At 67.3% G+C, this 18,967-nt stretch carries 15 protein-coding genes, 1 tRNA gene and 1 pseudogene; 8 read left to right on the top strand and 9 right to left on the bottom strand.

Translation table 11 applies throughout. The features are described 5' to 3' along the window. Positions 1-49 precede the first annotated feature (49 nt). Positions 50-700 (bottom strand): hypothetical protein, encoded by a 651-nt coding sequence (locus ABT300_RS20070; RefSeq protein ID WP_351677384.1) that lies wholly within the window; start codon positions 698-700, stop codon positions 50-52. Between the two features lie 960 nt (positions 701-1,660). Further along, positions 1,661-1,897, bottom strand: a complete 237-nt coding sequence (locus tag ABT300_RS20065; protein ID WP_351677382.1) for a hypothetical protein — start codon at positions 1,895-1,897, stop codon at positions 1,661-1,663. 838 nt (positions 1,898-2,735) lie between these two features. Between ABT300_RS20065 and ABT300_RS20060 the strand changes: the two genes are divergently transcribed. After that, positions 2,736-3,245: a hypothetical protein gene (locus ABT300_RS20060; RefSeq protein ID WP_351677380.1), complete on the top strand. Its 510-nt coding sequence runs from the start codon at positions 2,736-2,738 to the stop codon at positions 3,243-3,245. A 203-nt stretch (positions 3,246-3,448) separates the two neighbouring features. Here the strand turns inward: ABT300_RS20060 and ABT300_RS20055 are convergent, their stop codons facing one another. Continuing rightward, the gene (locus tag ABT300_RS20055) at positions 3,449-3,619 is read right to left on the bottom strand and encodes a hypothetical protein (RefSeq protein ID WP_351677377.1); all 171 of its coding nucleotides are present in this window, start codon (positions 3,617-3,619) and stop codon (positions 3,449-3,451) included. A 34-nt stretch (positions 3,620-3,653) separates the two neighbouring features. Between ABT300_RS20055 and ABT300_RS20050 the strand changes: the two are divergent. Then, positions 3,654-4,016 (top strand): annotated as a pseudogene (locus ABT300_RS20050) (tyrosine-type recombinase/integrase); the annotation flags it as partial. Positions 4,017-4,084: 68 nt separating this feature from the next. On the opposite strand, the gene ABT300_RS20045 reads toward ABT300_RS20050, so the two are convergent. From ABT300_RS20045 to ABT300_RS20030, 4 genes are all read right to left on the bottom strand, one after another. Continuing rightward, a tRNA-Arg gene (locus tag ABT300_RS20045) sits at positions 4,085-4,160 on the bottom strand. A 230-nt stretch (positions 4,161-4,390) separates the two neighbouring features. After that, on the bottom strand, positions 4,391-5,914 hold the full coding sequence (locus ABT300_RS20040) for a hypothetical protein (RefSeq protein WP_351677375.1): 1,524 nt from the start codon (positions 5,912-5,914) through the stop codon (positions 4,391-4,393). Continuing rightward, entirely contained in the window at positions 5,911-6,837 is a 927-nt protein-coding gene (locus tag ABT300_RS20035; RefSeq protein ID WP_351677373.1) for a hypothetical protein, read from the bottom strand. Before ABT300_RS20035 ends, ABT300_RS20040 begins: the two co-directional genes overlap by 4 nt. Positions 6,838-7,064: 227 nt before the next feature. Beyond that, a complete protein-coding gene (locus ABT300_RS20030; RefSeq protein WP_351677370.1) occupies positions 7,065-7,886 on the bottom strand; it encodes a hypothetical protein in 822 nt (273 codons plus the stop codon). A 224-nt stretch (positions 7,887-8,110) separates the two neighbouring features. Between ABT300_RS20030 and ABT300_RS20025 the strand changes: the two genes are divergently transcribed. Then, positions 8,111-8,440 (top strand): helix-turn-helix domain-containing protein, encoded by a 330-nt coding sequence (locus ABT300_RS20025; RefSeq protein ID WP_166662369.1) that lies wholly within the window; start codon positions 8,111-8,113, stop codon positions 8,438-8,440. A gap of 221 nt (positions 8,441-8,661) precedes the next feature. Here ABT300_RS20025 and ABT300_RS20020 read toward each other — a convergent pair whose 3' ends face one another. Then, positions 8,662-9,270 (bottom strand): hypothetical protein, encoded by a 609-nt coding sequence (locus tag ABT300_RS20020; protein WP_351677368.1) that lies wholly within the window; start codon positions 9,268-9,270, stop codon positions 8,662-8,664. A gap of 284 nt (positions 9,271-9,554) precedes the next feature. Next, on the bottom strand, positions 9,555-12,038 hold the full coding sequence (locus ABT300_RS20015) for a Mu transposase C-terminal domain-containing protein (protein ID WP_351677365.1): 2,484 nt from the start codon (positions 12,036-12,038) through the stop codon (positions 9,555-9,557). Positions 12,039-12,737: 699 nt separating this feature from the next. Here ABT300_RS20015 and ABT300_RS20010 point away from each other — a divergent pair. From ABT300_RS20010 to ABT300_RS19990, 5 genes are all read left to right on the top strand, one after another. Then, positions 12,738-13,628, top strand: a complete 891-nt coding sequence (locus ABT300_RS20010; RefSeq protein WP_351677362.1) for a pentapeptide repeat-containing protein — start codon at positions 12,738-12,740, stop codon at positions 13,626-13,628. Between the two features lie 229 nt (positions 13,629-13,857). Then, positions 13,858-14,571 (top strand): TetR/AcrR family transcriptional regulator, encoded by a 714-nt coding sequence (locus tag ABT300_RS20005; protein WP_123761382.1) that lies wholly within the window; start codon positions 13,858-13,860, stop codon positions 14,569-14,571. A gap of 206 nt (positions 14,572-14,777) precedes the next feature. Then, complete coding sequence (locus ABT300_RS20000) at positions 14,778-16,139, top strand: aminotransferase class III-fold pyridoxal phosphate-dependent enzyme (RefSeq protein ID WP_351677358.1); 1,362 nt, start codon at positions 14,778-14,780, stop codon at positions 16,137-16,139. A 44-nt stretch (positions 16,140-16,183) separates the two neighbouring features. Continuing rightward, positions 16,184-17,443, top strand: a complete 1,260-nt coding sequence (locus ABT300_RS19995; RefSeq protein ID WP_351677355.1) for an aminotransferase class III-fold pyridoxal phosphate-dependent enzyme — start codon at positions 16,184-16,186, stop codon at positions 17,441-17,443. 43 nt (positions 17,444-17,486) lie between these two features. Further along, entirely contained in the window at positions 17,487-18,938 is a 1,452-nt protein-coding gene (locus ABT300_RS19990; RefSeq protein ID WP_351677353.1) for an amino acid permease, read from the top strand. The last annotated feature ends 29 nt before the right edge of the window (positions 18,939-18,967 follow it).

The following is an 18,967-nucleotide window of genomic DNA, read 5'->3' as shown; positions in this document are numbered from 1 at the left end:
TCAGCTTGGAAATGCTGAGGTCAATTCAGGGCCGGAGCAAGGCCTCGACTCATCCTCTCAGCCCGAACTCGTCAAGGCCGGAGTAGATCAATGCAGTGCGAGCCGCAGGAAAGGCCAAACACTCTGCCCGACCTGAATAGATCGCCACCAGTGAGTCCGCTCCTCGCCACCAGGTGTCAGCCAGCCCCTGGACCTCTCGCACCGGCTCAAAGTCGTCCAGCGCAACGCTGTCGACGTCGTCGCCGACGACCTTGGTGATGTGCTTCGCGCGCAAGGACGCACGGTGCGCCAGTGCGAGCGACTCGACCCATCCCTCCACGCTCGCATGAAGCGGTGTCCACCGATCTCCGTCGATGCCGAACTCGTCAGCCGGCCCGATCACGAAGGAGTAGGCCACAGAGCACCGCTGATCTCCTGCGGCGAACGACCATCCTCCAGAGGGCGCGGCCTCCGGCACATCGGGGTGAAAGTACCGGGGGCCGCCCTCGTACTGCGGTCCGGGAGGCAGAACCAGGCCACCCCACCGTCGCTGGAACGCAGCCATCCGGTCGATGACTGCTGACGGGATGTCCCGCTCCAGCCAGCGCTGTCTGTGGTCTTCGATCGAGTCGGTGTCGATCCTGATGCCGTGCGTGCCGACAAAGGCCCGGCCCGTTGGCGTCAGTCCGCCAGGAACATCGTCGCCGAGGTGGAGATTCACTGAACGGACGCTACCCGGCACCCGGCGCAAGCGTCCCGAATCGTGCTCAGTCGAGGAACCCCGCAGCTTCCTGGAGAACGCCCGGCTCTGGCGCGACTACCTGTACTGCGCCCACTCGCTGCCCCTCGTCTGGGGGCTGGTCCAAGGGGAAGTCCACGGCCTCACCAGGTCGGACGTGGACCTGTACACGGGGGAGCGGTACATCCGTCACACGCTTCAGCGGGTCCGTCGGCGGTGGTCACTACCAACCCCGCATCCGCGTAACCGGTTCGGTCGCGAGGCCACGCCTGTACTGCCGTCCGACGTTGCCCAGGCCATTCAGCTCGCTCTCCGCGCCGGTTGGACTCCGACGGCTCCGGGCTCCCCATTCCACCTCAACCAATCCGCCCGCTTCACGCCCTCATTCTGAACGGAGCAGGAAAAGGGCTGGTGCCTGTGCCACAGCCGACGACAGTCAGCCACGACGGTGGGCGCGGCGACCGATCACGCACGCGTGTGCCTCGCTGTACCCCCACCGGCCTCAGCCACGCTGTCGGGGTGCGTTCCGTCCACCGGGGCAGGTTGCGGCGGCGGAACCGTGGCGGAGGGGTATTGGGCGGTGACCTCTTCGTCCCGAGACAACTTGCGTGGGGGCGGCGGCGCCTTGGGCTGATGCAGCCCTCATCTGCTGCAACGGTCCGCGGACGTCCACGCTCGTCCGCCGCTGTTCGCCAGCGTTGTCACGCAGTCAGACACTCACTTGGGACGCAGACCACCTGTGAGCCGCTGCGTGGGTGCAACGGGGAGCCCGCTGCTTGGGTCAGATGGCTATGCCATCAGCGCACGAGAAACCGTGCTGGCCACGGCTGGCTGTGACGGGCGCCTCGGTCTGAATCGGGGGGGCATGCTGACGAGCGGCCGCCCCGGGGTGCCACCGCCGTGTGCGGGCCAGTGGTTCCCCGGCGAGCGGGCCCGCGGAACTCACCGGGCGGAGGACGTGGTCTGTGTCGGCGCCCGTGAGTCGCCGTCCGTCGACGCCGGGGGCGAGAACGCGAACAAGGCCACCAACGCGGCGACCACTGTCCCCCAGACACAGATCGCGCCCACGAGATCGCGTGCATGCGGGCCGCCGCCCGTCGCGGCCTGGTCCCTGAAGCGGTATACGGCCATCGCCGCCGCCGTCGCGACCAGCAGGATCAGGACTGCTGTGCCGTCCATGTGCAATGTCATTGCCGGGCCTTCCGAGGATCGGGGCCTGCCCGCCGGCGTCCGGTGAGGATTCCGGGCGGGCAGGCGCGACCGATGTGCTGCGACGTGGCGTCGGATGGTGGGACGTAAGGGGCCGGACAGTCGCCGCGCAAGCATCCTGACATCCCGGTTTCACGATCCGGGAGATTCTCAACTGCCGTCAGTGACCCTTGAGTTCAGGAATGCCTGACGCATGAGGACACAGTAGGGGATTCTCCCGGAGCCTCGTCATGAGCCGCATGTGTACAAACCCGCGGGTCGCACTTTGACGTTCTGCACAAGTCGGTCGGCGCGGGTGACCAGTGCGTCCCGTTCCGGTTCGGTGCGGAATGTCCCTGCCCGATGTCCGCTCCGGCCTCGGCCACCGTGCCACGCGGTGCTGGTGCTCAACCCCGCCCAGGCGCCTCAGGCCCCGTTCGGCGGCTGACTGTCCGCCGCTACCCCTCCCGGCGTGACTTGTATAGACGAGTGGATGTGTACGGCGCTCGGCGGGAGGCGATAGCCACATGGACCGGCTGCTCAAGCGCCGTCTGCCCGTCGCCTGAGAGGCGACTGCCGTCAACCACTACCGTCGAGGGCCCGCCACCTACGGAAATCCGTAGGTGGCGGGCCCTTGAGCTGGTGTGGCTATCACCCGCTCTGACCAGCTAGTCAGCTACTCCCGCAGTGCGGGGGAACCTCACCGCCGTCACCGCCGTCGGGCAGTGCTTCACTGTCGTGCTGAGCGCACTCAGTCCAGCCACTCGGGCTCTGTGCTGTAATCCTCCGAACGGTGCGGGGAGAGCGCGATGAACAGGGGGGACATAACGTGGCTGCTCGAATTGGCCGTGCCGCTGGGGTGCTCGTGATGGGGGTGGCCCTACCGGTGGCCGGTTGCGACGACACCGGTGGTGGGGGAAGCGAGAAGCCCGATGCGGCGGCGATCAAGGCTGCCCGAGCTTTTCAACAAGCCTCGGTGGACCAGGATTGGGAGGCCGCCTGCGAAGCCCGGACAGAACGCCTGCGGAAGAGCATGGGGGCGGACAGCATCGCCGAGTGCGTAGAGATCACTAAGACGTCCCGTATCCGCGCCTATTCGGACGCGCGGGTGACCACCGGTGAGACGGTCAAGGTCGAGGCATTCGGCCCGCATCCGGCAGGAGTCGGATTGTGGGTGGCCCTCGATGCCGGTTCGGCGGCACCCGGCATGATCGCCCACACCGCACTTCGGCTCGTTCCCGGCGAACGGGGTGCGTGGCTCGTCGATCAGGCGGTCAACCTCGACGAAACCATGGGCACAGGCGCCAAGGCGGTGCGGGCCGCGCTGGCCCGCAAGTGAGCTACTGGGCCAGCAAAGCGCAATGACAGCGTCCATCCCCGACGATTTTGAAAACCGTCGTGGCAGCGCTGTGACCGTGGGTTCAGATCCCACACCCACCGCAGGTGAGCGGACCCTGAACAGGCAGATCGGTCCGGGGTCGTTCGCATGTCCGTGCACCGTAGTTGCCTGGTGCTCTCCTATGGGGCACGAGAGGGGTACGGCTACCGACTGCGAGCCTCAACGAGGTCCACGAACAGCGATATGCCGAAGATGGCGACAGCTACGAACCCGGCTACCAACAGGGTGACGATCAACGCGGTCGCCATCGTGATCCGCGTGCGTCTCACAGCCGACCTGTATTCGCTGTCGTCGTCCCAGTCCTGATCATGCATGGCGGCCCCCTTGGCAGGCACCGTACAAGAGGGGCACCGCATGCGGCAGACGGAGGCTCGCGTCCAGGCGGGGGAGAGGTGGACGGACTCCGACTACGTCTTCGCCACTCGCACCGGCCGCCCCGTCGAGCCGCGCAACCTCTACCGCTCCTACACCCGCGTCGCGGAGTCCGCAGACCTCCGCGTGATCAGGCTGCACGACGCCCGCCACGGGACCGCCACGCTCCTCACGGCGGCCGGAGTCGCGCCCCGCGTCGTGATGGAGATCCTCGGCCACTCCCAGATCAGCATCACCATGGACGTGTACACGCACGTCGTGCAGGACACCCAGCGCGAGGCCATGAGCCACATGGACCGGCTGCTGAGGAAGTGGAAGAGGCGCCCCGGGCGGGACTGACCGCCCGCGTTGATGTCAAAAGTGGATGTCAAAGGCCCCGGACCATGATCGGTCCGGGGCCTTTCGCCTGGTGCCCCCGGCAGGATTCGAACCTGCGACACCCGCTTTAGGAGAGCGGTGCTCTATCCCCTGAGCTACGAAGGCCGGGATCTGTCGGAAAATGTGTCTGAAATTAATGCCCAGATGAGACGGGCGTCAGACGTGTTCCCGGCAGAGGTGCGGCGGCATGGCTGGCGTGCAGCTGTGCCACCGCCCACAGTGTAGCGGCTGGCATGGTGGCGGCTGGAGGGTTGGTCATCTTGGCCGTTGGGCGGGAGGTCTGGCCGAGTGGTGCCGGCGGCTCAGCAGGGGCAGACGACCCGTGGACGGCGGGGTCAGGCGGCGAGGGAGAGTGGCTTCCGGCCCAGGGCCCGGGTGATGGAGTTGTTGACCCAGGCGTAGCCGATGTAGATCAGCAGGCCGGCGTTGGCGCCGTAGGCGGGGACGCGTTCGTGGGGGTAGGCCTGGTCGAAGCGGGAGTGGTTCGACTCGCTGTCCTGCCGGAATCCCAGGAGTCGGCGACCGGCAGGTGTGTTGGGTGGGATCTGCCTCAGATGTTCGGTCCGGTTGAAGCGCGGCTTCTTGTTGGACGGGTCGATTTCACGGTCCTCTTTGGTTTCATCCACGCGAATACGCAACTCGTGGTCGCCGTGTGAGCAGGGGACGACGAGGCGGTGGTAAAAGCGGCTCTTCTTCTGCTTTCGGCGTTCCAGCTCTTCTACGGGTAGGGGTGTGTAGTAGGTATCGCCGTCCACCGTGAAGCGGCGCTGGCAAATTCGCCCCTCCGCGGTGTAGAGGTCGTGACTGCACTTCTTGTTCTTTTCGTAGTGTTTTTCGTAACGCTGCAGAGAGTGAGGTTCCAGCCCGCCATGCTGGCGGGTGAAAACCACGATTCCGTCTGCGACCAGGGGGGCTCGGTGGACACCGCGGAGGGCGGTGTCGTACGTGAACGCACGGATGCCGGGTGCTTTGCTCAGGATGTGGTGCATGAGCCGAACCACAGCGGTCCCTTCGTCTTCCCGTTCAGGGTCGCGCTTCCTCGATTTGGTGCGTACGGACTCCAGAGCCAGGATGACTCGGCTGTGCGGAGTGCGGGTTACACGGACAGCGAGGGAGAGGAACTTGTTTCCGTAAACCGGCTTGCCTCCGCCTTCGGTGGTGGTGCTGGCGTCTGGGTCCACCCGGTGACGTCGAACTTCTCCCGTTTCCTTGTCTACGATTTCATGCCGGGTGTGTTTGGACGGTGGTGCCGCCACTGTTGCGTCTCCATGGATAACCTGTTCGCGCTCAGGGTAGATCCAGCTTCCGCGTGATCCTGACTCCGTCAGCATCCCCATGTCGAGAGCTTGCTGGATCCATAAATCCCGGCTTGCATCACGCACAGCACCCATATGCGTCTTGAGGTGGTTTTTGAAGAAATAGTTCCACTGGCTCAGGCTCGGGCCGATCGGTTTGAGGGAATCGGCTTCCTCGGACCCCAGGTGCTTTCGTACAGCTTCACAGACCGGGTTCCACCAGAGCTCGCGTTGGAGATGGCGTGCTGTGCTGCGGGCCGAGCGGAAAATGGATATCGAGCACAGAAAGACAAAGTAAACGTACGGGGGATACTCGGGCGGGCGCCCGACGCTGCCGGGTTCGCGTACTGGCAGGGCCTGCCGGACCGCCTCGAACAGGTCGGGATTGTTCAGAAGAAACTCGAATCGCTCGTCGATCGTCAGCGGGGGCGCTTGGTGGCCTGGCTGAGGCGGGGGGTCCGAGGCGGAGCCGAAGGCGTCGTCGGGGATCGGGCCCAACAGCCAGTCGCGGGCTTTCGTGGTCTTCCCCTTGGCCCGGCGGAAGGGTTTCTTGGGCGCGGTCACGCCACCTCACCGCCTTCGCCCTCGGCGTTCCACTGGTGCCCGGCGAGCGCGGCGGCGGAGTCGAGGGAGGACAGGCCGAGGCGGCGGGCGACCTCGGAGAGCTGGCCGGTCTCGGAGAAGATCCTGCGGGCGACGTAGCGGGTGACGTCCTTGGGTTCGACCCTGCGCTCATGGGTGGCCAGTCCGCTGCGGCGGGCGATGTCGCCGAATCCGGAGCAGACGCTGGCCTGCGAGCGGTACGCGGACGAGGCCATAGTGACCAGGCGCGGCGGTGCTCCCGTCGGCCCGCTTCGTACGAGATGCGAGTGGCGCAGCCACAGCACCCGCACGCCCCACTCGTCCAGGAGGCAGCAGCGGCTACGGGTCCGCGTGGCGCCGTCCGTCCAGATTTCGGCTTCGGTGAGGTCGAGGTCGTCCGTGGTCGCGGCGGCGATCTCCGCCGTGTGCAGGCCGGCCAGCAGCAGTGCCAGGAGGGCGGCATGCCGGGTGGCAGGCATGCCGCGCTCCGCGTGGAAGCGAAGCAACTGGACATCGGAGTCGGTCAGTTCGGCGCCCTGCTTGCGGGGGCTGCGCGGAATCGGCGGGAGATCGACGAGCGGGGCCGCCTTGGTGAGGCCCAGCGCCCGTGCTTCGGCGAAGAGCGCCTCAAGGGCGGAGCGGCGTTGCCGGCGGGTGCCGTCGGCCGGGTTGAGGATGAGGCGCTGGTGGCGGTCGTGGCCGGGGGCGTCGATGAAGTACGTGGCGAGCTGGGCGGAGACGTCGTCCAGGTAGGTCACGCCCTGTGCCTCGGCGAACCGCTGGAGGCGTTCGGCGATCTGGGTGTAGAGGACGACGGTCTCGAGGCTGAGTTCGCCGGAAGCGGCACGTTGACGCCAGATCCGGGCGACGGACAGGAGAGCGTTCTTGATCTTTGTCCTGGCCACGGGCATCTTCCCGTTTCCGGCCGCGCGAACGGGCGCGCGGCACAGTGGTGCGGCAAAGAGGCGCGCGCCCGTTAACGTGGGTGGTGCCCCTCACCTTGTGTGAGGGCATGCCGAAGCCCCTCGGGTGCGCGGCTGTACCGCGCGCGGAGTGGTGGAGGTGGGGGTCCGGCAGTGCCACCCGGGCAAGGGATGCGGCGCTGCCGGACCTGCTCTGTTCGTGCGGTGGTCTACGTCACGGACGCTCCCCTCAACTTGGCGAGGATCGTGGCCAGCCCGCGGAGGTGGCTGTACAGGGCGACCATGTCCTCCGCGGACAGGCGAGCTAGATCGGCCAAGAGGATCGGCGGGCTGAGCAGGCGGATCAGGTCCTCGTGCGCCGTCCCGGAAGAAGGCACGTCGGCGGGCGGGCGCGGGTGGGGGATGGGAGCAGCAGGCTCCGCCTTTTCGCCCGGGGGATCGACGGGCGCATCGGCCGGTGCGGAGTCCGCGGCTTCCGCTCGCGACCGAGTGCGCGGCTTTGGGATGGTGGCGCCCTCGTTCCAGCGCAGGTAACCGCCGTCCTCGGGGCGCAGCATGCCGACGCTCACCATTAGGTCGACCAGGATCTCCACCTTGCGGTGCTGTGTCTCGTCGGCCTCCGAGAGGCGCATCAGCTTGCTCACGAGACCGACCCGCAGCGCGGGGCCCTGCGCCAAGCGGTGGCTCGTGCTCCGAGTGAACCAGGACTTCGCCCACGCTTCGCGCAGTGCGCGCAGGCCCTTCTCCTCGCTCGCGTCCCAGGCCTGGGCGACTTTCTCCCCCGCCTCGGTAGGCCGGTAGGTGCTTCGCCCCGGTGCCTGCTCGATGAGTCCGTACGCGCGCACGAAGGCTATGACGAGCCCGCAGCGGCGGGCTGGAACGTCGGTGGCCTGCTCAAGATCGCGTGCGGTGAAGGTGTCCTTGGCGGCGCACGAGGCACGGGTGATCGCCAGATGCTCATGAGCCAGGACCCGGTCCGTCGGCAGGGGCTTCGTGGTCGGAGCGGGGGTGTTCCGTCGGGTCCTCGTCACCGCTCGGCTCCTTCCTCGCAAGCCCTGATCGTGCGAACGTAGAGAATCTCCCCGGAACGAACGTCCGCGTTGACCCTCACAAGATGTTGCCACTTGAGTAGCATGCATGAGGGTGGGGCGCATCCTGGCGGCGCCTCCGTCACACTGTTCACATGCCTGGAGGAAATCGACGTGCCCAAAAGCCGTGCGCATACGTCGTCGACGGCCCTTGGCCGTACGCCGTGATGGATCACCATCTCGGAGCGCAGGTGGCCCAGGCGGTGGCTCGCGCGCTCGCGGAGGCCATGGAGCGTCAGAAGATCAGCGCCAACGCGCTGGCCCAGGCGAGTGACGTCAACCGGCAGGTGATCGCCAACGTGCTGGCCGGGACCGTGTGGCCCGATCTGCTGACCGTGGCGAACCTGGAGGGCGCTCTCGGGGAGCCGCTCTGGCCCAATCACCTGGAGTGGCCGCGGGATGAGAGCGGGCGGAAGGTGCAGCCGCAGGCCGAGGGGATCACCCGGCAGCGGGACGTGGAGACGGCGGAGCGCGACGAACGCCGCCCTCGAACGTGATGGGCACTCGGGCATGGCTGTTCGACCCTTCGGGGGTGAGTTGGCCGAACGCCCGGTGCGCGCTACGGCAAGCCGGTAGCGTCAAGGACGGCGACCTGTTGGGCGCTGACCGCCGCCGTGTCCAGGCCCAGGGCTACCAACCAGGAGGCCAGACGCGGCGGCGGTCTATTGCTGTGGAGTTGTAGCTGGGTCTCGAGCCCACGGCCCGCGTCGGCATGGGGTCAAACGGCCTGCCAGGGGGCCGCGAGGCGGTAGAAGACGTTCGTTCCCGTGTCGGCGCTGTTGGGCTTCTCGCTTTTGGTCAGCGCGCCGAGCCTGACGAGGTTGTCCAGAACGGAACGGTTTCGGCGGACGGCGTCAGAGGGATCGCCGAGGGCGTCGGTGACCGCCCGCGCGCTCCATTCGCGCTGACCCTCGGTCGAGATCACCTTCATGAGGACTACGGATCGCGCCCCCCTGACGAGTACGACCGGATTTCCAGAAGGGAGTTGCGGGGCCGCAGGCGTACTGGTCTCGGAATCGGTGGGTGTCGTGGGCGGACTCTCCGGGTCGGGGACGACGCGGAGGTGCGGACTCGGAGACTGACTTCGAGTGGCTCGCAACTGCTGGCCCTCTCGTACGGCCGCGCGCAGGGTCTCCAAGACGCGGCCGGCCTCCTCGCGGTTTCCGCGGGCATGCTCAAGCTCCGCTTCGAGCTCGCCGATCGAATCGCGCAGCCGGCGCAGTTGCTCTTCGTGGGACTCGATGAGCGCATCGCACTCGCGGAGCATCTGCTCCAGGTCCTGAGCCACCCAGTCTGCCGAGGGCAGGTGGCCTTCGAGCTGACTCATGGCAGTCACAGTAGAGGTGAGTCAGGCAGGCCGTCTGCCCGTATGGCAGAGGAGAACAGACACGGTCAGGCCCGGGCACAGATGGCTCGTGCGCGATCGGTATTGCGACCCGGGCAGACCTTCTGCCGCCCTCCTTGTCGCAGGGCGGAGCAGGGGCAGAGGGCAGGGGACATCCGGATGGTGCACGAATGCAAGTCTTAAGCGTCAGTCTGATCCGGGGTTGGTCATGAAACCTGGTTTCTGCGGCTGACTGCCTCCCCAACAGCTCTGTGATGCCGAGTCGTTCACACGGCGATGGATCGGACGCCCTGTTCGGTGATCTCCTCACGGCCGGAGAGGATCGCGTCGATGGAGGCGGAGCGCACGAGGTGGGCCAGGGCTCCTGCCCAGCCGCCAGTCCTGTGGTGCAGTGCGGGTGCCAGCCGAAGCAGAGAGCCGGGCTCGTGACGGCGTAGCCAAAGGGTCTTGTCGAGGGACTCGACCAGGCATCGCCAATCCGGCCCCCACGGTATGGGGGCTGCCTGCAGCCGAGTCAGACGTCCCTGACCTGCCCCGTGCGTCCGCGCGAAGGGGTTCTCTGCCGTGTCTGAGGCGGCGTAGACGAACAGGACAGGCACCTGATCCGCCAGGAAAGTCAGTGCCTCAACAGGCTTTGAACTAGCGGCGGTTGGTGCCTTCGGAAAGGCGTCGTCGACCAGGATCAGACCGGTCTCCGATGACATCAGGGCTTCCTGTACGGCCTCGGAGGCAGCGACTGTGCTCATCCTGCCCGGGTGAGGGGGGAGGCCGATGAGCTTTCCCAGCCGGAGGAGTGCTGTCCGGTCACTGTCGGCCGGGTGGAGGCGGAGGTAAACGGCCTGTCCGAGCGGACGGCCGGCGATGGTCGCGTGAGCGAAATGTCGGCCCAGTTCCTGCAGGGCGGTGGTCTTTCCGCTGCGAGGGGGGCCTGTGACCAACAGCCCTTGCCTCCCGCTCGTGGTTGTCCGGTTCAGCAGGGCAAGCCGGGCGCTGAGACGGAGCGCCTCTTGGAGGAACGGCGTGCGGAGAATGGGGAGTTGAGCGTGGTAGGACAGCCGATCCTGGATCGAGTCCAGCTCGGCGGATGGCTCGCGAGCGGGGGCATCGGGCTGGGATCGGTGTGTGGTGCTGGTAGCCCTCCAGGCCCGCATGGAGGGCGGTTGCCCCAAGGTGTCGATGGCCCGGGGTACCTGCAACCAGACATCCGCCCTCGTGCGCACCCACACCTGGCGGAGGTCGTACGGGTCAAATCTCAATTCGACAGGGTGAGTTGACGGCACCAAGGCGAGTTCGGAGTGGAAGTAACGGTGCCCCTTGACGAGGATGCCTCTCTCCGTCACCCGACGGGTCACGCTGGGCAGAAGGCGCACCCTCGCCTGCCTGCCCAGTGGCAGATGCACCCATCCCAATCTGGCGACGCAGGCTTCATACGCTGAATAGGGCGTCGCGTGTCGGCGCTGGCCGCCCGTCGCCTGCAGTTTCCATTGGGGCTGGTGATGCCAGACCGATTCCACCCATTGCTCGGCCCAGTCCTGCAACCAGCTGATGAGAGAAACGTCGTCGTGGGAGGGGTTCCCCTTGAGCGTGGTCAGCTCCGCGCTGAGGAGGGTGACGAGTCTGCTGGTGATGCGCTCTCCGACCGTCTTCTCCACCGGGCGGCGCTTCTCGATCCGAATACCCATGGCGCGGCACTCGTTCTGGAACTCACGCCTTCGGCGCATCCGCGAGCCGTCGAGAACCATCGATTCAGGGAGGATCAGCGGTACGGCCACGCGCTCATCGCCGCTGCCGTACGCAGTGCGAAGGGCGGGAGGACCGCACAGGCGGGCCAGCAGGGCCGGGCCGTCCACTCCGTCGTGGGGCATGTGGACCGTCAAAGTGCAGACTGTGTGCGTCAGTTCGTCGATCGCGACCGTCATTCGCACTGATCGCAGGGAAGGGCCAGCCAGGTGCGAGGGAAGTGGCAATTCGAACGTGTCGACGTACACGCGCTCGCCGGGGCGGGAGAGCCTGATTCCGTTCTCGTCGATCAGTGTGATGCCACGTGCGTCGCCGCGCTGTTCCCGGACCATTTTCACCAGCCGCTGGAAGGTGGACCGTGACGGCAGGGGCACCGCGCCGATGCCGTATCGCGTGTCCAACATGCGACCGACCGACCGCCGGTACTCCTCGGCTGACGTGGTACCCCCTTGCCGGACCTCTTCCGCCATGAGGGTCAGCAGCACCTCCAGGACCCGTGGGTCCTGGTGTGCGCCGGGAGTCCGCTCCCGCACGGCGCGTCCGTCGACCAGCCCGTCGAGTCCATCCGCCTGGTACCGCTGACGACGGCGCCGCACCGTGCGTGCCGAAGCACCGGTCACTCCTGCCGCGGTGAGTTCGGCAGCCTTGGCTGCTTCCCGCTGGCTCAGCGTGCGGACAGCGGGGTCGTACTCGGAACGAGGTGCGGCGTCTTGAGCGGATCCCAGAGGCAGACCGCTGATGACCTCCGTGATGTGCCGTTCCCACCAACGGGCTTGTTCGAGGACCGCCTTGGTCGTCGGCACGACTCGGACCGGAGGCACGCGCGAACCGTGTTCCAGCACCTCGAAATCCGAGGACAGAGCCAGCTCCTCAACCGAGGGATAGGCCAAGTCGCCCAGAGAATCGGTCAGTTGAACAAGCCCGCGCGTGAAACCGGCTACCACCCAACCCCGGCCCGCATACCGGACCTGGTCCCCCAGACCCAGGCGCGGGGGCCACGACACGTCCATCGGCCTTCCTCACGAGGTGTCGTACAAGAGCAGCTCGTCCACCGTCCTGCGCCCACCCTGTCCATAAAACTAAATAGAATTAAGCAATATGGCGAAACAGCGTCGAGCGCGCCAGGACGGGCTTCGCGAGCCTGAGTGACGGCCGTGTCCGCTCAGCTCAATCACCGTGCAGACAGTGCGCGGCCTCACCACGGAGGTTTTGGAGGTCGGCCAGAGCCTCTGGTCGATGGTGTGGACCTGGACGTCCCTAACAGTGGCCGAGGACCAACTTGTCGTCCAATGCTCTCGGAGAAAAGATCAGGTGAAAGGGATCACCACGCGAAGGGGGGAACAGGTGAGCGCCTCAGCGCGGTCCACGGTCGGCCAGCTGGTGCTAGGGCTGCCCTGGGCGACGGGGACTCGCAACGGCTGGGGCGAGTGCGCCGTTGCCGTCGCACCGGCTATGACTCCGAGCTTCCTCGTCGACAGCGGCGCCCTCCAAACCGGTGAACCCGATACATCCAGCCCTTCCCGTCCTGGCCTTCCTGCGTGAAGGCCCTCGTCTGACCTGGCCGACCTGCGCGACGGATGATGGTTGCGCCGACGTGCCGTGGGCGGCGTGGGCGCCGTACGAACGGTGTCTGGCTCATCTCGAAGCGGAGGAACGGCGCCAGACTCTCGGGGGCGTTGTCGCCCGGTGCGGCGGTGGACTGCTGCGGCGTGCCCTTCACCCAGGAACTGCGGGAGGAGCTCAAGACAGCGGTGGACAACACCTTCGTCGGCGACGCGTTCTTCTGGCTGGCTCACTTCTTGCACGATGCCTCGTTCGACGAAGTCACCTTCAGCGGAGACGTACTCTTCGAGGAAGCCGTCTTTGAGTTCGGGGCCTCCTTCGAGTATGCGCAGTTCCACGGTCCCGCCTGGTTCCAGGACGCACTTTTCGCTCCAGATGCGGACTTCGCTCACGTCACCTTCGCCGGCGAGGCGTTCTTCTCCCGCACTCAGATCTTCGGCGAGGCGTTCTTCCACTACGCCCAGTTTTCCCACGGTGCTGTCTTCGTCTCAGCAGAAGTCGAGGAGAAGGCAACATTCGACGGGGCGACGTTCGGCCAGGACGCGGTCTTCGCCGGAGCCCGCTTCAAGGGTGATGCCCGCTTCCCCGGAACCGAGTTCGCCCAGCGGCTGGCGGGCCCCATCGTCTGCGGTGGCGTGTTCGACCTGTCCCAGTCAGTCCTGCGCGCCCCGGTGCGGATAAGGATCGCAGCCGCTCGCCTCGACCTGCTTGCCGCGCAGATCGCGGCGGTCAGCTTGGTTGTCCGCTACGTAGACGTTCATATGCAGGACGTCACGCTCTCCCGGCCCGTCGCGATCAACTTTCACCCTCGATGGATCGGAAGCACGCGAGTTCGCGGATTCCTGGAGGGGGTAACCGCTGAACCCGCGCGTGTCGCCTGGTTGGTGGCAGGAACGAGGGCGTGCTCGTCTATGCCTACAGGGGATGAGACGGCTGGCCCGCCCTGCGAACTATGGCCCCAGCCATGCGGAGCGAACGCAACGTGTTCTTCGGTTCCTGTTCGCCGGTGCCGGCGGGGATGCCACCGGTCACGATGAGGGCAATGTAGCCGTGGATCGCGGCCATGACCGACAGGCCGATCTCCTCCGCGGGCCCTCTCGGACCTCGCCCCGCTTCTGGGCATCCTCGATGAGCCGGGCTGCGAAGCGGGGCATAGGCATGCCTGTGCTGGTCGCGGACCGGGAGGCCGGCCGAAGATGCCGTTTCGCCGCCCCGGAGAAGGGTTAACGTTGCGGGTCCGACTGAGTACGTGGGGGAGGAACCCGGATGAGCGAGAGCAGTGGTCCGCGAAACCGTGCCCGGCAGGGATCGCGCGCACCCTTGTCGCGCGAGGAGGTGGTGGACGCTGCTGTGCGGTATGCGGACGAACATGGGCTGGAAGCGCTGACCATGCGGGCGCTTGCCAAGGAAATGGGTGTCTATCCGACGGCGCTGTACTGGCACGTCGGCTCCAAGCCGCAGTTGGTGGCGGCGGCGTCCGCGCGGGTCCTGGATGACATCGTTCTGCCGTCTGTGCATGGGATGAACTGGGATGTCTGGCTGGGAGAGGTGGCCCGGCTGTGCCGGGCGGCCATGCACCGGCATCCGAATCTGGTTCCGATCATGGGGTCGCAGCTGGCGGTGTCGACGACGGCGGTCCCGTTTGTGGAGCGGATACTCGGTGTGCTGGAGGGGGCAGGATTCACCGGTGCCGAGCTGGTCGACGTCTACAACACGGTGATCGGGTTCGTGCTGGGCTGGGTGACTCTGGAACTGTCCGCGCCCCCCTCGGACGCCGAGGCCGGCTGGCAGAAGGGCTTCGCGGCAGAGCTGCGAGGGATCGATCCGAATACGTTCCCGGTGCTTGCCCGAAACCTGCCGCTGTTGGAGAACAACGCGTTCCTGACCAGGTGGGAGTCGGGACGGGACAGGCCCATGGACCGTAGCTTCGATGTGGCGCTGGATGTGCTGGTCAGAGGGCTGCACTCCAAGATCATCTGACGTCTGAGGGGCGGTTGGGCGCCCCCGGGCCTTCGTCTGGGGAAACAGAAGGTTTACCCATACCCCTTGCTCTTGTCCCGCGTACAAGACATCCTGTTCGACGTACAAGCGATTCAGTCGCTTTGTCAGCCTTTCGGCCTGTACATACGCACCGCCGCTTGCGAGCCCGCCTGGCACGCTTGCGCGATCTCCAGGAGTCACCCGTCATGGACCATGCGCTGTCCGCCTCTCGCGTCGCGATGCAGCCCGACGGCAGTCGGCTGATCAAGTTCTTCTTCGGCGAAGAGCTGCCATTCGTCAGTCACGGGCGCGGGGTGTTCGTCTACGACGCGCACGGGCGCCGTTACCTGGACGGCTGCTCCGGTGCGGTGACGGCGAATCTGGGACACGCGGACCCGGAGATCCTGCAGGTCATGGGCGAGCAGGCTGAGCGGATCACCTTCGCGCACCGCGGGACGTTCCACAGCGAGCAGTCGGAGAAGCTTGCTGAGCGGCTGGGCGCGATGACCGGCTACCCGTACGTCTTCTTGTGCAACAGCGGCTCCGAGGCGGTGGAAACGGCGCTGCGGCTGACCCTGCAGTACTGGCGGGAGCAGGGCGAGCCGGAGCGGGCGCGGTTCCTCTCCCATGCGGTGAGCTACCACGGCGCCACGCTGGGCGGTCTGTCCTTGTCGGGGCATCCTCAGCGCCGCTGGGTCGCAGAGGCGCTGCTGCACGGGTTCAACGAGCTGACTCCCCCCTACGCCTACCGGTTCGCCGAAGGCCGAGACGATGCAGCGTTCACTGCCTTCCTCACTGAGAGGGCCGCCGAGGCGCTGGACTCTCACGGCTCGGGTGCGGCCGGCGTGGTGGTCGAGCCGGTCGGCGGCGCGGCGGGAGGCGCCATCACGCCGCCCGACGGCTACCTACCTGCTCTTGCTGAGCTGTGCCGGGAGAGGGGCCTGCCGCTAATCGCAGATGAGGTCATGACGGGCCTGGGCCGCACCGGCACCATGCTGGCCTCGCAGCACTGGGACGTACGCCCGGACCTGGTGGTACTCGGCAAGGGGATGGGTGCCGGATACACGCCGGTGTCCGCCGTGTTGGTAAGTGAGCACATCGTTGATGCCATCGCCGCCGGGACCGCGTCGGTCACCAATGGGCACACCTACGGCGGAAACCCGCTCGGCAGCGCCGTCGCCCTAGCCGTGCTGGAGGCGGTGGAGTCCCGGAATCTGGTGGCGAACGCCGCCGAGCGAGGCAAGCAGCTACGGGCGGGTCTGGAGGAGCTGGGCGCACGACATGAGGTCATCGGCGAGGTCCGCGGCCTTGGCCTGCTTCAGGGACTGGAACTCGTCAGCGACCGCGTGACCCGAAGCCCCGGCGACCCCGTCGGCTCCCTCACCCGGTCAGCCGTCCTGGCCGCCCGCGAGCAGGGGCTGCTGGTCTACCCGGCAACCGGCGGCATCAACGACGCGATCCTCCTTGCTCCTCCGCTCACCGTCACCGCCGAGGAGACCGATCTCCTGCTCGCACTCCTCGACGACGCCCTGAGCGCGATGAGTCAGTACACAAGAGCCAGGGCATGAACGCGCTGCCTGCCAGCCGCCAGGACCAGGAACGGAGCTCGGCCGTGCCCGAGACTCTGCTTCACGAGTACCGCGCCCGCACTCCGCGATCGGCAGCCGCCTTCCAGCGGGCTGCCGCGGTGCTGCCCGGTGGAGAGACCCGGTTCATCACGTACTACCCGCCCTACCCGGTCATCCTCGCCGAGGGCCACGGCTCGCGGCTGTACGACGTCGACGGCATCGAGTACCTGGACCTGGTCAACAACTACACCTCGCTCGTCCACGGCAACGCATACGAGCCCGCCATGCAGGCAGCCGCGGCAGTGCTGTCCTCAGGTCCGGTCTTTCCCAGCCCACACGAACTGCAGTGGCACCTTGCCGAGTTGCTCGTCTCCCGCATCTCGTCCGTGCAGCGGGTGCGGTTCACGAACTCGGGGACCGAGGCGTCGGTGCTCGCCGCGCGCCTCGCCCGGCGCGCCACCCGCCGGGCGCGGCTGCTGCTGTTCGACGGCGCCTACCACGGCAGCGCGCCCCCGCTGCTGGCCGGTGATCCCGACGTGGTGACCGTCCCCTACAACGATCTCGATGCCACAGCCAAGGCGCTCACCGCCGACATCGCCGCGGTGTTCGCCGAGCCGTTCCTCGGTGCCGCGGGAGTGATCCCCGCGCAGCCGGGTTTCCTGTCAGCCGTGGCCGACCTGGCGCACGAGCGCGGGGCGCTGTTCGTGCTGGACGAGGTGCAGTCGTTGCGCAACGCCGTGGGCGGCGAGCAGGGCCGGCTCGGTCTGCGCCCGGACCTGACCGTCATGGGCAAGGTCATCGGCGGCGGCATGCCGATCGGTGCGATCGGTGGCAGTGAGGAGCTGATGCGGCTGACCGCGGCGACCACCGAGGGGAATCTGGCGCACTCCGGCACCTTCAACGGTCACCTCACCGCCGCGGCCGCCGGCGCCGTCACCCTGCGCCACCTCGACGCCGGGGCGATCGACCGCCTCGACCGGGCCGCCCACCAGCTGGCCGGTGCCATCACCACGGCGGCGGCCGAAGCGGGATTCGCGGCCTCGGTGACGCGCGCGGGATCCATCCTCAACCTGCACCTGGCCGCTACCGCGCCCCTCAACGCCGAACAGGCCCGAGCGGCGGCCACGCCTGCGCTCGCGGCGCTGCACGTGGCGCTACTCCTCGACGGGGTCTACACGACCCCTCGCGGAATGATCAACCTGTCGACCGCGCTGGACGCGGACGACCTCGAACGTGCCGCACAGGCGTATGCCCACGCCTTCCAGCGGCTCGCAGACGCGGACATTCCCACCCTGTCCCGGTGATCTCCGCGCCTTTCCTGATCCGGCGACCTCCTGGAGGCTCCAGATGATCAACAACTCTACACCCCCGTCCCCGCGGGCTCTCAAGCCCGTCCTGTCCACCCGGCAACTCAGCATGATCGCCATCGGCGGAGTCATCGGCGCCGGCCTGTTCGTCGGCAGCGGCACGGCGATCTCCGCGGCGGGCCCCGCCGTGCTGCTGGCCTACATCGGCGTCGGCGCCGTCGTCTTCCTGATCATGCGGATGCTCGCTGAACTGGCTGTGGCCTCGCCCGACTCGGGCTCCTTCGCCACCTACGCCACCCGCGCCTTCGGCCCCTGGGCGGGCGTCACCGTGAGTTCCCTGTACACCTATTCATGGGTGGTCGTGATCGGCTTCGAGGCCACGGCCGGCGCGGCCGTCGTGCACGGGTTCTTCCCAGCGGTGGCACCGTGGGCGGCGGCTTTGGTCTTCATGCTGGTGTTCACACTGACCAACCTGGTCTCGGCTAGAGCCTTCGGCCAGTTCGAGTTCTGGTTCGCGCTGATCAAGGTCGTCGCGATCTGCGCGTTCCTGGTAATCGGCGCGCTGGCCATCACCGGTGCGTTGCCCGGCACCGATGCGCCGGGACTGTCCAACCTCACTGGGCACGGCTTCGCCCCGCACGGCTGGCAGCCGGTCTGGCTCGCCTGTCTGGTGGTCTTCTTCTCCTTCTTCGGTGCCGAGAGCGTGACCATCGCCGCGGGCGAGGCCAAGCAGCCCGCCGCCGCGGTCCGCCGTGCGATGCGCTCGGTCATCGTCCGGATCATGATCTTCTACGTCGGGTCGGTGGCTGTCGTCGTCACCCTCATTCCTTCCGACTCCAAGGACATCGCGGCCGGCCCCTACGGTGCCGTACTCGCGCGGCTCGGTGTCCCGCACGCGACAGCGATCGTCGACGTCATCGTCCTGACCGCGGTGCTGTCGCTGCTCAACTCCGGTATGTACGCCTCCTCCCGCATGATGTTCGCTGCCGCGCGGCGTGGTGAACTGCCTGCCGCTCTGGGCCGCGTGACCGCGCGCGGCGTTCCCGCCAACGCCGTCCTCGCCGCGAGCTCCGGCGGTTTCCTCACCGTGGTGGCCGACTACTTCTTCCCCACCGACTCCGTCTTCCTCTTCCTCCTGCAGTCCTCCGGGACCATCGGCGTCGCGGTCTACCTCTTCATCGCAGCCACCCAGATCCAGACCCGCCGCCGCATGGGCGCGGCCGAGGCCGAAAAACTCACGGTGCGCATGTGGGGCTTCCCCTACCTTCCCGCACTGGTGGTGCTGATCCTGGTCGGCATCGTGACCGGACTCGCCTTCGACCCAGGCAGCCAGAGATCACTGCTGCTCAGCGGACTGGCCACCGCCGTGGCTCTGATCGCCGGAGTGATCAAGCAACTCCGATCCGCATCGGCGCCGGCCCAGCGCCCTGAGACGGGCACCCTGCCCACAACGCCTGAGTCGCCGCATCCGCAGGCCCCCGCGGGTGCCTGATCTCGTGGTTGGTCAGGCCGTGAACGGCC

The sequence above is a fragment of the Streptomyces sp. NPDC001027 genome (genome assembly GCF_040299045.1).
Taxonomy (GTDB): Bacteria; Actinomycetota; Actinomycetes; order Streptomycetales; family Streptomycetaceae; genus Streptomyces.
This window is presented reverse-complemented; position numbering and strand designations above follow the sequence as displayed.